The organism is Virgibacillus sp. M23 (assembly GCF_034190895.1).
GTDB classification, from domain to species: Bacteria; Bacillota; Bacilli; order Bacillales; family Amphibacillaceae; genus Virgibacillus; species Virgibacillus salarius.
The window spans coordinates 32,923-47,765 of record NZ_JAWDHA010000008.1 but is presented as its reverse complement, the minus strand read 5'-3'; the positions used below and the strand labels follow the sequence as shown (position 1 = coordinate 47,765).

Annotated in this window: 11 protein-coding genes; all 11 read left to right on the top strand. The window is 36.2% G+C overall.

The genetic code is table 11. The features are described 5' to 3' along the window. The first annotated feature begins 229 nt into the window (after positions 1-229). The 11 genes from RVS70_RS04895 to RVS70_RS04845 all read left to right on the top strand — a co-directional run bounded on the left by RVS70_RS04895 (position 230) and on the right by RVS70_RS04845 (position 14,835). Positions 230-925, top strand: a complete 696-nt coding sequence (locus RVS70_RS04895) for a response regulator transcription factor (RefSeq protein WP_321132568.1) — start codon at positions 230-232, stop codon at positions 923-925. Beyond that, on the top strand, positions 918-2,015 hold the full coding sequence (locus tag RVS70_RS04890; RefSeq protein WP_321132601.1) for a HAMP domain-containing sensor histidine kinase: 1,098 nt from the start codon (positions 918-920) through the stop codon (positions 2,013-2,015). Before RVS70_RS04895 ends, RVS70_RS04890 begins: the two co-directional genes overlap by 8 nt. 106 nt (positions 2,016-2,121) lie before the next feature. After that, positions 2,122-3,012, top strand: coding sequence for a M15 family metallopeptidase (locus tag RVS70_RS04885; protein WP_321132567.1), 891 nt, complete (start codon positions 2,122-2,124; stop codon positions 3,010-3,012). Positions 3,013-3,524: 512 nt separating this feature from the next. After that, complete coding sequence (locus RVS70_RS04880; RefSeq protein WP_026682840.1) at positions 3,525-5,267, top strand: adenine deaminase C-terminal domain-containing protein; 1,743 nt, start codon at positions 3,525-3,527, stop codon at positions 5,265-5,267. 45 nt (positions 5,268-5,312) lie between these two features. Continuing rightward, positions 5,313-6,362: a DUF3048 domain-containing protein gene (locus RVS70_RS04875; protein ID WP_166530069.1), complete on the top strand. Its 1,050-nt coding sequence runs from the start codon at positions 5,313-5,315 to the stop codon at positions 6,360-6,362. A gap of 21 nt (positions 6,363-6,383) precedes the next feature. Further along, positions 6,384-6,686, top strand: coding sequence for a YerC/YecD family TrpR-related protein (locus RVS70_RS04870; RefSeq protein ID WP_026682838.1), 303 nt, complete (start codon positions 6,384-6,386; stop codon positions 6,684-6,686). A gap of 392 nt (positions 6,687-7,078) precedes the next feature. Continuing rightward, positions 7,079-7,756: a heptaprenylglyceryl phosphate synthase gene (locus RVS70_RS04865; RefSeq protein ID WP_321132600.1), complete on the top strand. Its 678-nt coding sequence runs from the start codon at positions 7,079-7,081 to the stop codon at positions 7,754-7,756. An 18-nt stretch (positions 7,757-7,774) separates the two neighbouring features. Then, entirely contained in the window at positions 7,775-9,997 is a 2,223-nt protein-coding gene (pcrA, locus tag RVS70_RS04860; RefSeq protein ID WP_121604636.1) for a DNA helicase PcrA, read from the top strand. Between the two features lie 13 nt (positions 9,998-10,010). Then, entirely contained in the window at positions 10,011-12,023 is a 2,013-nt protein-coding gene (gene ligA, locus RVS70_RS04855; RefSeq protein ID WP_321132566.1) for an NAD-dependent DNA ligase LigA, read from the top strand. Between the two features lie 3 nt (positions 12,024-12,026). Further along, positions 12,027-13,139: a CamS family sex pheromone protein gene (locus RVS70_RS04850; RefSeq protein WP_321132565.1), complete on the top strand. Its 1,113-nt coding sequence runs from the start codon at positions 12,027-12,029 to the stop codon at positions 13,137-13,139. 418 nt (positions 13,140-13,557) lie between these two features. Then, positions 13,558-14,835, top strand: coding sequence for a helix-turn-helix domain-containing protein (locus RVS70_RS04845; protein ID WP_026682833.1), 1,278 nt, complete (start codon positions 13,558-13,560; stop codon positions 14,833-14,835). Positions 14,836-14,843 lie beyond the last annotated feature (8 nt).

Genomic DNA, 14,843 nt, shown 5'->3' with positions numbered 1-14,843 from the left:
TAATCGGGCGCTTGCACTTTTGCTCTTGAATCCCCTTTTATCTTGGAAGGGCATGCAAGGATGCTTTTGTATATGACTTACCATGAAATATTTAGTGATTATAAAAAGGTGGAACAACGAGCAATCTGAAGCAGATTAATAGGAATTGTGTTTTATGATAGCACGTGTAAAATAATAAAGAAAGATAAACTGATTTAAAGGTAATGCTCAAAGGAAAGAGATGAATGACATGAACGAATCCTCAATTGTCGTTGCAGACGACGAAAAAGAGATAGCTGATTTATTAGCTATTCATTTAGAGAAGGAAGGATATAAAGTCCATAAAGTTTATAACGGAAAAGAAGTTATGAAAGTGATTGATCAGCAATCTATCGATTTAGTGATTCTAGATATTATGATGCCAGAAATGGATGGGTATGAAGTAACAAGGCAGATAAGAGAGAAACATAATATGCCTATTATTTTTTTGAGTGCCAAGACCTCTGAATTCGATAAAGTGCAGGGGCTTGTTATTGGTGGTGACGACTATATGATTAAACCATTCTCTCCAATGGAGCTTATGGCACGCGTTCAAGCACAGTTAAGAAGATACAAAAAATTAAATGAAACCAAATTAATGTCAACAGCCAATATGGAGTTTGGTGAACTAACTATTTCTAAGGAAGAGCATGTAGTTTATCTATTAAATGAAAAAGTTGAATTAACCCGTAAAGAATTTGAGATTCTATATTTATTAGCAAAGCATCCGAGAAAGGTTTATAGTGTTGACAAGATTATGCAAATCGTTTGGGGAGATACCTATTATGATGGTGCGAATACAGTGATGGTTCATATAAGAACATTACGAAAAAAATTAAAAGAAGATAAAAGAAAGAATAAGTTTATAAAAACGGTATGGGGGGTTGGCTACATATTTGATGGTTAAATGGTTAAGAAGTTTTCGCGCAAAAATAATTGGTATGTTTGCTTTAAGTAGTTTATTATCAGGTCTTTTAACATATCTCATTATCATGCTTGCGAAGCAGTATTATTCTACAGTTGATTATGGTAGCACTGGGCATGCTATTCGTGAATTTATTCGAACGATTGGTGATGTATATGTCTTTCTTTTCATATTCATTGTGTTTTCCTTTTTGTTTTTCTATATGTTAATGAAGCCATATACAACGTATTTCAATAAAATCTCAAAAGGTATTCGGCAATTAGCTCAAGGTGATTTTGATTACCAGGTCAAGCTATCGTCTAAAGATGAATTTAATGATATAGCAAACGATATTAATCGGACTAGTGCTAGACTGAAAGAAGCAATTGAAAAGGGGGAGTTCTTAGAAAGTAGTAAGGATCATTTAATTGTGAATTTAGCACATGATCTACGAACACCGCTCACCTCTGTTTTAGGATATATAGAAATTATCTTAAAGGATAAAACACTTGGTGAAGAAGAAAAGAGGCATTTCTTAAAAATTGCATTTAATAAATCGCAACGCTTAGAGAGACTGTTAGATGAATTATTTGAGATAACAAAAATGAATGACCATATGTATTCTATTGAAAAAACAAAAATTAATATATCTGCTTTACTTTATCAATTAGCAGAAGAAATGTATCCAATTTTTGAAAAAAGTTCTCTACATTTACGACAGGATATCCAATCTAATTTGATGACTTTAGGGGATGGTGATTTACTAGCTCGTGTATTTGAAAATTTACTAACAAATGCCAATCGGTATGGGTCCGATGGGGAATTTATTGATATTCGTGCTTTTCAAGAAAATCAGGAAGCTATTATCCAAGTTATTAATTATGGAAGTATCATAGCAGATGAAGATTTACCACATATATTTGATATGTTTTATACAGGAGATAAATCACGAACGATGCAAAAAAATAAAAGCGGACTGGGCTTATTTATAGCAAAGAATATAATAGAGCAACATAACGGCACAATCACTGCAAAGAGTAATTTGAAGCAAACCGTATTTGAAGTTCGTCTTACTAGCAGTGATGATGAGTAAGAAACAGAATTAGTTAAGAAATATTTAAGATTTTACCCACTTTTTTATTAAAGATATTTTCCTAAGATGTGTATAGAGAGAAGAAATCAAGGAGGGAAAGTTCTACATGAAGAAGTGGTTTTTCATATTGTTGTTTTTATCTATTGTAATAGGCATGGTATATATTACCCCTGTATCCGTATTAAATGAAGATAAACCAAATATGGTTCCAAAGGAAAATATCAATTTGGAACAATTTGATTTACAAGAAAAAGAAATAAATAAGGAAGAAATGTATCAGGGTGAATTATTATTAGTTAATGATGAATTTCCTGTAAAGGAACGATATATTAAAAAAGATATGATCCAATTAATTAACCATCGAGAATTAATCGCAAATTATGGATTGCTCCATCAAGATCTACGTTTATCCGAAAAAGTAGCTAGAAAATTCTCGGACATGGTTGAAGCTGCCCAAAAGGATAATGTGCATAACTTTTTATTAAGTAGTGCTTTTAGAGACCAAGAGGAACAAAAAGTGTTATACGAGGAAAAGGGAAAAGATTATGCTTTACCACCAGGTTATAGTGAGCATAATTTAGGATTGGCTCTAGATGTTGGATCTACGAAGGAAAGTATTAAATATGCAGCGGAGGGAGCTTGGATACAAAAAAACGCTTGGAAATTTGGTTTTGTACTTCGCTATCCTAAAGCTAAAGTGCATATTACAGTTATTGAATATGAGCCATGGCATTTACGTTATGTTGGTCTGCCTCATAGTGCAATTATGTATGAAAAGAATCTCGTATTGGAAGAGTATTTAACTTATTTAAAGAAAGAAAAGCAAATAGCAACCACATACCAAGGGGAGAAATTCCTTATTTGTTTCTTTCCTGTTTCAGAAGACCATCCAAAAATATTGGTACCAACCGATAGTGAATATACTATCTCAGGTAATAATATGGATGGAGTAATTGTGACAACAAGGCAGAATATGGATAGCGGTACTCAAGTATAGCAGAATTGATAGAGAGAAATTTGATACAATGGCTAAATCTAGTGTTGGTTTAGTCTTTTTAATGTCCTGAAAGAATCAGTTAAACTCGAATTATATCCCACATATAACTATTAATGAAGAATCCCTACTGAAAATTTATCTATTACTGTTTACTGTGATCGTTACCTAGAGTTAGTAACACTTGAAAAGTGCCATTCCTGTCTTCACAAAAATTTCACTTTAGTTTACAAAAACATTACAGTGAGAAAGCAAAAAATATGGTAAAATAAAGGAAAATATCGGCTTAGATCTTTTTTATCCGCAGTAAGCCTCCCACTTTATTCAAGTAAGCTAGAGGTTTGTAAGTCATGAGTTCACTTATGCTTCCCTGTCGAACAGGGTTTAGCTAAGCAAATACGAAGGGATTTGGTTGTTACGGATAAAGTTAGCTGTTAACAGTATTTATATCTTTACAGAAGGTATACGGTTAGGAAATGAAAAAGAAATATTAAGATGGAGAGAGTTGTTTAACCATGCAAAATAACGGATATCACTGGAGAAATAGAGAAATTAGGCAACATGTTCGAGTGATTGATGAAGCGTCGTCACCGACATTAGTTTTAACAAATTGCACGTATTTAAATGCGTATACAAAACAATGGTTACAAGCGAACATTTGGATCGATGAGGATCGGATCGTATATGTTGGAGACAAAACTCCTAAAAATATGAACCGTACGGAAGTTTATGACTGTCAGGGAAAGTATGCAGTGCCAGGTTATATCGAGCCACACGCACATCCATTCCAACTGTATAATCCAGAACAATTGGCAAAACATGCTGGAAGGACTGGTACAACGACATTAGTAAATGATAACCTGTTATGGCTTTTTTTGTTGCAAAAAAAGAAAGCGTTTTCTATATTGGATGAATTTCGTAAGCTACCTGTGTCAATGTATTGGTGGGCAAGGTTTGACGCTCAAACTGAAATGCAGCAGCAAGATGATATCTTTCGTACGGAAGACGTCTTAGAATGGATTAAGCATCCAGCCGTTTTACAGGGTGGCGAATTAACCGCATGGCCAGAACTATTAGCTGGGGATGATCGGCTACTTTACTGGATACAAGAGACGAAGCGACATGGAAAGCCGGTTGAAGGGCATTTTCCGGGTGCGTCTGAACGGACATTAACGAAAATGAAATTATTAGGAATTAATGCAGACCATGAATCGATGACAGGAGAAGAAGTAATCCGGCGTTTACAGCTAGGGTATCAAGTTGGTTTACGCTACTCCTCCATTCGACCAGACTTGCCAAGGATACTAGCAGAGCTGATTGCGCTTGACCTAAAGTCATTTGATCATTTAACGATGACAACGGATGGAGCTACACCTGGATTTTATGAAGATGGCTTAATGAATGTCTGTATTGATATTGCTATCAAAAAAGGTATTCCATTGGAGGAGGCATATCTGATGGGGAGCTTTAACGCTGCTAAGCATCTTCGCATGGAAGAACAATTGGGAAGTATTGCGCCTGGTCGGCTTGCTCATATTAATATTTTATATGCAAAGGATAATCCGCATCCAGAAAGTGTCCTTGCTAAAGGAAAATGGATTGTAAAAAATGGAGCGGAAGAAACCGTTCACCAAAAAATTGATTGGCAAGCATACGGACTTAAACCGTTGAATTTAGATTGGGAACTAGGAAAAAATGAACTGCAATTTTCCGTTCCAATTGGTTTAGAAATGGTGAATGATGTCATTATGAAGCCTTATCCAATTGAAATCGATATAACGGTCGATAGACTTCCTGAGCAAACAAATGAGGCCTTTTTATTGATGCTGGACAGAAAAGGAAAGTGGCGAGTTAATACAACATTACGCGGATTTACTAGTAAATTAGGTGCCCTTGCCAGCTCGTATTCAACAACTGGAGACTTTGTGTTCATTGGTAAGGATAAACAAGATATTATACTTGCGGGGAAACGGATAAAAGAAATGGGTGGAGGTATTGTCCTCGTCCATCAAGGGAAGATCCTTTTAGAAATTCCGCTTTCTCTAAGTGGTATGATGTTTGATGGAGATATGAAAGAGCTTATTGAAAAGGAGAAAGAATTAAAGGATTATTTACAGGATTTTGGCTATCCATTTCAAGATCCGGTATATTCCATCTTCTTTCTTGCGTCAACACATCTACCTTATATACGAATTACACAACAAGGAATTATCGATGTGAAGAAAAAAGAAGTTCTATTCCCGGCAACGATGTGTTAGCGTATAATATAATACTATACTAACTTTTCAAAGGTGTTGTGGAATATGAAAAAATTATTATGTATCGTTTTTCTAGCTTTTATATTTCTTGCAGCGTGTAATGATGAAAAGGAAGCTCGTGATAATGAATCGAAGGATTCTGGCTTGGAACAGAAGTCCGATTCGTTCCAAGTCCCGGAAGAATATGAAAATATGTATCCACTAACAGGAATAGGTACAGATGAAGTCGTTAATAATAGAATGGTAGGTGTAATGGTTAATAATCACACAAAAGCTAGACCACAGACAGGATTATCGAAAGCAGATATCGTATTTGAAATGCTAGCAGAAGGTAAAATTACTCGGTTTTTAGCACTCTTCCAAAGTGAAATGCCAGATGTTGTAGGACCTGTACGAAGTGCGAGAGAATACTATTTCGAACTAGCAAATGATTATAATGCAATCTATGTTTATCATGGGGCTGCTGGATTTGTAAATGATAGGATAGAACAGCGGGGAATTGACCATTTGAATGGTTCGTTTTATGATAATGATGGTGTATTATTTAAACGTGAACCTTTTAGAAAGGCACCGCATAATTCGTATTTACAGCTTGGATCTGTCTATGAAAAAGCAGAAGCGAAAGGCTATGATACGAAAGCAACGTATGAGCCCTTGCCTTTCTTATCAGAAGGTGAGCAGGTAGCTGGTGAACCTGGTAACCATGTGAAAATTGTATATTCCGATACGCCTACGGAGATTGTTGAATTTGATTATAATAAACGTTCGCAAGCATATACAAGATACAGTGATCAGGAAAAGACAATAGAGTTAGAATCAGAGGAAGCTATTCAGGCTAGTAATGTATTTATAATAGAGACTCATCATGAAGTAATTGATGATGCTGGTCGTCGGGCTATCGATTTACAATCAGGTGGAGATGCTTATCTCTTGCAAAAAGGTGTAGTTCAAGAACTTCGCTGGGAAAATAGAAATGGAAGAATTGTTCCAATGAAAGACGGGAAAGAAGTTGCATTTGCTCCAGGAAAAACGTGGATTAATGTGATTCCGACCGAACCTGGTATAAAGAGAGCCGTAATGATATCAAATGAGTAATGGAAGCAGGAGGGCTTTGGTGTGCAAATAGATAAACTACGTGGGAAACAATTGGATCAATTATTTGATGCAATCCTTTCATTAAAAGACCGGGAAGAATGCTATCGTTTTTTTGATGATATTGCAACGATGTCAGAAATCCATTCTATTTCCCAACGATTACAAGTAGCAAAAATGCTAATGGATGGAAGTACGTATAATGCAATTGAACAGGAGACAAATGCATCAACTGCTACGATATCACGAGTAAGACGGTGCATTAATTTTGGAAGTGAAGGGTATCAATTAGTACTTGATCGCATCATAGGGGACAAAGACGATTAAACAAAAAACTAGAAATGTCATCATCGACATTTCTAGTTTTTTGTTTTAAACCTCCCTAGCTATGCCAAGGGTTCTGGGAAGCTTTAATGTGGGTCAAAAAACTTCTTGGTAAGATAACGCTGGTTTCCCGACCACTATATGTGCTCTAGGAAGCTGTCCTATGAAGGTCAAGAATAGAAGCACATACAGCAAGAAACGATGAAGTTAACTTTTTGCTTAACAGTTGATAATAAATCCACTTGTTTGCAGTGTACAGCGTTTTCGTTAAAATATATGGACTCACGCATGTTTTACGTAAAAAGATTATCCTTATCTCTAAATTCCTAGAATGTTTTTTGGTATAATAAACTAATGGATTATAATGATGGAGGACTATTATTTTGGATAAAACAATGAATGCTTGGCAGCATATTTTTAAGCTTGATCCTGCCAAAGAAATCTCAGATGAAGATTTAGAAATGGTTTGTGAGTCAGGGACAGATGCCATAATTGTAGGTGGGACAGATAACATAACATTAGATGGCGTGCTTGATCTACTCTCAAGAATACGTAGATATACAGTACCTTGTATTTTAGAGATTTCATCCATGGATGCAATAACTCCAGGCTTTGATTATTACTATATTCCTATGGTGCTTAATTCGAAGGAAAAAAAGTGGATGATGGATATTCAGCATCAAGCTATTAAAGAATTTGTTGATATGCTTGAGTATAGTGAGATATTATTTGAAGGATATTGTATATTGAATAAGGACGCAAAAGCTTTCATACATACGAACAGTTATTTACCGGATGAAGATGATGTGATTGCGTATGCTTATATGGCAGATAAGGTTTTTCACTTGCCTGTCTTTTATATGGAGTATAGTGGAACCTACGGGGAGCCAGTGCTGGTCGAAAAAGTAAAAGCTCAATTGGAACATTCACTATTGTTTTACGGTGGTGGTATTGAAACAGTCCAACAGGCACGGGAAATGAAAGAACACGCGGATGTAATTATCGTTGGCAATCGTATATATACAGATATCAAGCAAGCATTAAAAACGGTAAAAGCGGTAAAAGATAGTTAATAGTTAGGCGGTGTAAAAATGAGTCAAACAAAAGATGACTTATTAAAAGGATTAAATAAACAGCAAAAAGAAGCTGTTACACATACAGACGGCCCTTTACTTATTATGGCCGGTGCAGGAAGTGGAAAGACAAGAGTATTAACCCATCGGATTGCTTACTTATTAGGAGAAAAGGACGTTTCTCCTCGTAATATTTTAGCAATTACATTTACGAATAAAGCTGCACGTGAGATGAAAGAACGCGTGCGTAAATTAGTTGGACCTGAGAGTGATCAAATGTGGGTTTCGACCTTTCACTCCATGTGTGTACGAATTTTACGAAGAGATATTGACCGAATTGGTTATAACAGTAACTTTACTATCTTGGACAGCAGTGACCAGTTGTCTGCGATTAAACAAATTTTAAAAAACCTTAATATGGATCCAAAGAAATTTGAGCCACGAGCAATGCTAGGACAAATTAGTGCTGCGAAAAATGAATTAGTTACTGCTGAAGAATTTAATAAAAAGGTAGGTAACTTCTTTGATCGTCAAGTAGGTCAAGTATATGAGGCTTATCAAAAGATGCTACAAAAAAATCAATCTCTGGACTTCGATGATTTAATTATGCAGACGATACATCTTTTTCAACGAGTACCAGAGGTATTGGAATATTATCAAAGGAGATTTCAATACATTCATGTTGATGAGTATCAAGATACAAACCATGCACAATATGCACTTGTGAAACAACTTGCAAGCAGGTATCAAAACCTTTGTGTTGTTGGTGACTCGGATCAATCGATCTATCGTTGGCGGGGAGCTGATATTACCAATATCCTTACTTTTGAGAAGGATTATCCAACATCACGGACAATTTTGTTGGAGCAGAATTACCGATCAACGAAATCAATTTTACAAGCCGCTAATAAAGTTATCGAACGCAATAGTGGAAGAAAACCAAAGAAGCTGTGGACAGAAAATCCAGAAGGTAAAAATATTCATTACTTTCAAGGTGCTACAGAACAAGAAGAGGCATTGTTTGTAACTGAAAAGATTCAAGAATTAACGCGTAGTCAAGGATATTCACCAAGTGAAGTGGCAATACTGTACAGAACAAATGCACAGTCACGTGCGATTGAGGACACATTAGTGAAGTCAAATATTTCCTATCAAATGGTAGGTGGTACTAAGTTCTATGATCGTAAGGAAATTAAAGATATGGTAGCTTACCTTCGACTTATAGCTAATCCCGATGACGACCTTAGCTTTGAACGCGTTGTTAATGTTCCAAAAAGAGGAATCGGAAAAACATCCATTGATCGATTACGTGAATATGCAGCACTCCATGATATATCCTTTCATGAAGCAGTTAAAGAGGTTGATTTTACCGGTGTTTCGAAAAAGGCCGCAAATGCTCTAGCGGAATTTGGTAATCTTATTCGTACATTATCGCAGCAGCAAGAGTTTCTTACTGCAACCGATATGGTAGAAGCCGTTTTAGAACGGACAGGCTATGAAACAATGCTGAAAAATGAACGAACGATCGAGGCGCAAAGTCGCTTGGAAAACTTGGAAGAATTTATGACTGTAACAAAGGATTTTGAAGAAACCAGTGAGGACAAGACACTTGTTGCTTTTTTAACAGATCTCGCTTTAATTGCTGACATTGATCAAGTAGATGAAGAAGAGACAGAGGCAGAGGAAAAAATTACATTAATGACATTACACGCGGCCAAAGGACTAGAATTTCCGGTTGTCTTCTTAATCGGTTTAGAAGAAAATGTTTTCCCGCACAGTCGTTCGATGTTAGATGAAGAAGAAATGGAAGAAGAACGAAGACTAGCTTATGTAGGCATTACGAGAGCGGAGAAAGAGCTTTATATGACGCATGCTAAAATGCGTACACTTTTCGGCCGGACGAACATGAACCCCGTTAGTCGATTTATTAATGAAATTCCAGAAGAATTAATTGATGGAATGGAAGAAGCGAAAATGTCTATGTTTGGTGGAAGTATCGGACAGAAATCTAAGCCAGCTCCTGCACCTATGAAACGTAAAGCGGAGCGTATGCAAAAAACGACAGGTGCAGAGAATGAGACGTGGGGACCTGGTGAGAAGGCACGCCATAAAAAATGGGGTGTTGGTACAGTTGTTAAAGTTCAAGGAGAAGGAGAGGCAATGGAGTTAGATATTGCTTTTCCAGCGCCAGTAGGTATAAAACGAGTCTTGGCTAAATTTGCGCCAATCACGAAGGAGTAAGGGAGGTGCTTGCATGGATCGACAACAGGCACAAGATAAGGTTAAGCAATTAACCGAAATTTTAAATCACTATAATTATGAATATCACGTGCTGGATAACCCTTCCGTTCCAGATGTGGTCTATGACCAGAAAATGCAGGAACTGCGAAAACTTGAAGAGGCTTTTCCAGACCTGGTAACTGCCGAATCTCCAACGCAAAGAGTGGGCGGAGAACCGTTAGACACATTTCAAAAAGTTCAGCATAAGATTCCGATGTTAAGCTTGGGAAATGCGTTTAATGAACAGGATTTGCGAGATTTTGCACGACGCGCAAGTCAGGGAACAGATGAACCAGTTCAATTTGTCTGTGAATTAAAAATTGATGGTTTAGCTGTTTCGCTGACGTATGAAAATGGAAAATTGGTACGTGGAGCTACGCGTGGGGATGGTACGACAGGTGAGGATATTACTAGTAATCTGCGAACCATTCGTAGTATCCCACTATCCATTAAAGAAACGGAAACCATTGAAGTTCGTGGTGAAGCATTTATGCCTCATCAATCGTTTTTAGCCTTAAATAAGGAAAAAGAAGCAAATGAGGAAGAGCCCTTTGCGAATCCTCGTAATGCGGCAGCAGGTTCTTTACGGCAGCTTGACCCAAAGATTGCTGCTAAGCGAAATTTGGACATCTTTCTCTATGGGGTTGGTGTGTGGGAAAATAGTAAACTAACCACACATAGTGAGCGTTTGGAACGACTGAAGGAGTTAGGGCTGAAAACAAACCCAGAGTGGAAAAAATGCGATACCATTGATGAAGTTTTAGAGTATGTTTCCTATTGGACGAATGAACGTCCAAATTTAAATTATGAAATCGATGGGATAGTTATAAAAGTAAATAATCTCAAGCAACAAGAGGAGTTAGGTTTTACTGCGAAAAGTCCACGCTGGGCAATTGCTTATAAATTTCCAGCAGAAGAAGCAGTAACAAAATTAACGGATATTGAATTAAGTGTAGGGAGAACTGGCGTTGTCACACCAACGGCTATTCTCAACCCTGTAAAAGTAGCTGGAACTACCGTACAACGAGCTTCCTTGCACAATGAGGATCTTATCCGAGAACAGGATATCCGTATTGGCGATACCGTAGTGATTAAAAAAGCTGGTGATATTATCCCGAAAGTGGTACGAGCGATGGTCGAAGCGCGTACTGGCTCAGAGCAGGAATTCCATATGCCAGCTGAATGTCCAGCCTGTGGGAGTGAATTAGTTAGATTAGAAGAGGAAGTTGCCTTACGTTGTATTAATCCTAGTTGTCCTGCGCAATTGAAGGAAGGGCTTATTCACTTTGTTTCACGTAATGCTATGAATATTGATGGTTTAGGAGAGAAAGTAATTATTCAACTTTTTCAGGAGAACCTTGTGCATACAATAGCTGATATTTACCGTCTGAAAAAAGAAGAATTGCTTGAGTTAGAACGTATGGGCGAAAAGTCAGTTGATAATTTATTACGTGCTATTGAAGTATCAAAGGAGAATTCACTGGAGCGCCTGCTGTTTGGATTAGGTATTCGATTTGTCGGATCAAAGGCTGCAAAGACATTAGCAATGGAATTTGAAACGATGGATAACCTGCAAAAAGCAACATATGAAGATCTATTAGAAATAAATGAAATTGGAGATAAAATGGCTGATTCAATCGCGCAATATTTTCAAGAGCAGCAAGTTATTGATCTCTTAAATGAGCTAAGAGATCTGGGAATTAACATGACGTATTTAGGAACGAAGCCTTCTACACAAACAGAGGAAAGCATATTTCATGGGAAGACGATTGTATTAACAGGGAAAATGGAGTATTTTACTCGGCCTCAAGCAAAGGAAATCATTGAGGGATTAGGTGGGTCTGTTACTGGCAGTGTTAGTAAAAAGACGGATATCCTAATCGCAGGAGAAGATGCCGGATCGAAGCTGGTGAAAGCCCAGAAGCTTGAAGTTGACGTATGGAACGAAGAACAATTTCAGCAAGCTATTGAAAATGGAGGAGTGTAAGTCATGAAAAAATTAAGTATTTGGTTACTGGGCGTGCTTTTATTCGTGACAAGCTGTGCTCCCGATGTCAATGAAGAAGAAGTTGTTCAAAACGATGAATCTGATTCGAAGCAGGAAACAGCAATTGTACCAAGCTATCAATTATCGGAGGAGAATTATAAAATGATCCTTCCCTTTGAACCTGGGAAAGCTAGGGGAGTCATCGTTGGACAAGTGGCCAATCGACTAGATATAGATGAGATGGAGGAAGGATTACGTCGTCAATCCAAGGAAGTGTATGATCCAAAGAAATATTTATTTCAGGAAGGTCAATATATTGATGAAGATACTGTGCTTAAATGGATTGATAAGTTAAACCCGCCTAAAAAGGAAAAGGCCAAGAAAAAATACTTTGAGGATAATCCACGTTATCTTTCTCATGTTTTAGAGCAAAATTACTTAGTTAAAAAAGAGGATAAATCTGTAGAATTAGCCGGAATATCGCTTGGAATTGCAATGAAATCCGTTTATCGCTTCCAAACGGAGCCCGGTGGTCCCTACTATTATGAATCGATTTCCAAGTCTGAAATGCTAAAGGAAGGAAATAAGATTGCCCAGAAGGTCATAAAAAGTATTCGAGAAATCGAAGGTTTAGAAAAAGTACCCGTGATGATGGCTTTATATAGGGAGGAAGATCAATCTTCCCCAGTTCCAGGAAATTTTGTTGCAAAGACTAATGTTCCTAGTAATAGTGCATCCATTGGTGATTGGGATACGATTGATGAAGAATATGTTTTATTCCCTTCCGACGAGGGGAAGAAAAAATATTATGAGGATCAAGAGATCGTTACTAGCTTTGGAAAAGAAATTGCTTCATATTTTCCAAACTATGTAGGAGTCATTGGGGAAGGATTCTATATGAATGAAGAATTGCAAAAGATGACAATTGAAATCCCGATTGAATTCTACGGAAAAGGTGAAGTGGTTGGCTTCACACAGTATGCCTATGGATTAGTACAGGATATGTTTAAGGATTACTATGATTTAGAGATTAAAATTACTTCCAGTGATAAACTAGAAAGTATGATATACCGTGAGGCAGGAGCCGATAAGCCGACGGTGCATATTTTCCATTAATAAAGAAAGTAATAAGTAAAAGGATGGAGATCGTCTCCATCCTTTTACTTTATTTGGTTAGGAAAGTCAGGAAAACAAACGAGAACTAAACAATAATGTACAATTTTTCGTAAATTCTTATACGAAAGAGACAGACCAGATTACCTAAAAGTGACTTGTGTTTTTCGAAGACTTCCGAAAAGTTGTAAATTCATAATAAAATAGTCATATAAATAATTCAGGTTTCTTACCATGATTCATGTCGAACAAGGACTAATTTTCCTCTGTGAGGAAAATCGGAAAGTTTTTTTGCCTGTTTCGCCTATAAATAGTGTTCATTTCTCTATTATTTTCCCAATATGAATTATCTGAAATTATGTTATAATATGACTATACAAAATAAAGTAGCATAATAAAAAGTAGATGGTAGGTGGGAAGGTTGATAGAAATAGGTCCCTTTATCAAACTGCAGCGTACGAAGCAAGAGATGACACAAGGAGAGTTAGCAGAAGGCATCGTTTCACTATCCTATTTATCCAAGATCGAAAATAAAAAAACAGACGCGAGCCCTGAAATAATTCAATTACTATGTAATCGACTTGGTATCGAATTGATCGATGGAGTTGATACAGACTTACAAAAAAAGTGTAAGCAATGGTATGCAATGCTTTTTGATGTATATGACAAAAAAGAGATAATCGATACATATAAGGATTTACAAGCATTAATGGACAGAAGCATTAATGATAGCTTTTTTCTATTTGAGATTCACAAAATTAGATACTATATAATCTTAAGACAAATCGATAAAGCGTTATCTAAGATGAATGAATTAAGTGAAATGGTTAATTCATTTGATAATGACCATCTTTATTATTGGTACAAATTTAAGGGGAATTATTATTCATTTACTGGAGAATTTAATCAAGCAATGCGATTGTATAAGATGGCAGAGGATAAAATAAATCAGGTAGATCTTGATGAAGAGGAAGTTGCGGATTTACATTATACGATTTCAGTCACAAATAGTAAGTTACGAAATACGTTGGAAGTTATTGATTATGCCAATAAGGCGATGGATGTCTTTCAACGAAATTATAATTTTATCCGTTGTGCCCAATGCCATATACTGTTAGGGATTTCCTACCGCAGAATTGATATGTATGATAAAGCTATTAAAAATTATAATTTAGCAAAGCATTTAGGTGAACTAAATAAAAATAAACAGGTAATTCAGTTAGCGAATCTAAATTTAGGATATGCTCACTCTAAGATTGGCAATACTGAAGAAGCTATTAAATACTATGTTTTTGTTATTGAAGAAGAAGATGATGAAGCGATAAAAATAAAAGAAAGACTTGCATCAATAACATCATTAATAAAAGAATATTATAATATTGGAGATTATGAAAAAACAAAGGAAATGATTAAAAAAGCTTTAACAATATTAGACTTAGCTAGTGATGATCATTATTATCAACTGTATTACTATATTATTCATACGTACACATATGCATTAAACAATGAGCAAGAAAAGTTCAGGGCATTAGTAACAGATGAATTTATACCTTATCTGAAGCAGCATGACGACCATAGCAATTTAGTTGTCTATGCTAAAATGCTTGGCAGCCATTTTGAAAAGCTTGGTAAGTATAAAGAATCTGTTAAATATTATAAACTAGCAAATTCAGCTTATAATGAATTAATTAATCTTTAAAGGGGGGG

Coding starts and splice junctions, on each gene's coding strand:
- RVS70_RS04895 (WP_321132568.1), top strand. CDS start 230: ATGAACGAATCCTCAATTGTCGTTGCAGACGACGAAAAAGAGATAGCT.
- RVS70_RS04865 (WP_321132600.1), top strand. CDS start 7,079: ATGAATGCTTGGCAGCATATTTTTAAGCTTGATCCTGCCAAAGAAATC.
- pcrA (WP_121604636.1), top strand. CDS start 7,775: ATGAGTCAAACAAAAGATGACTTATTAAAAGGATTAAATAAACAGCAA.
- RVS70_RS04885 (WP_321132567.1), top strand. CDS start 2,122: ATGAAGAAGTGGTTTTTCATATTGTTGTTTTTATCTATTGTAATAGGC.
- RVS70_RS04880 (WP_026682840.1), top strand. CDS start 3,525: ATGCAAAATAACGGATATCACTGGAGAAATAGAGAAATTAGGCAACAT.
- RVS70_RS04875 (WP_166530069.1), top strand. CDS start 5,313: ATGAAAAAATTATTATGTATCGTTTTTCTAGCTTTTATATTTCTTGCA.
- RVS70_RS04890 (WP_321132601.1), top strand. CDS start 918: ATGGTTAAATGGTTAAGAAGTTTTCGCGCAAAAATAATTGGTATGTTT.
- ligA (WP_321132566.1), top strand. CDS start 10,011: ATGGATCGACAACAGGCACAAGATAAGGTTAAGCAATTAACCGAAATT.
- RVS70_RS04850 (WP_321132565.1), top strand. CDS start 12,027: ATGAAAAAATTAAGTATTTGGTTACTGGGCGTGCTTTTATTCGTGACA.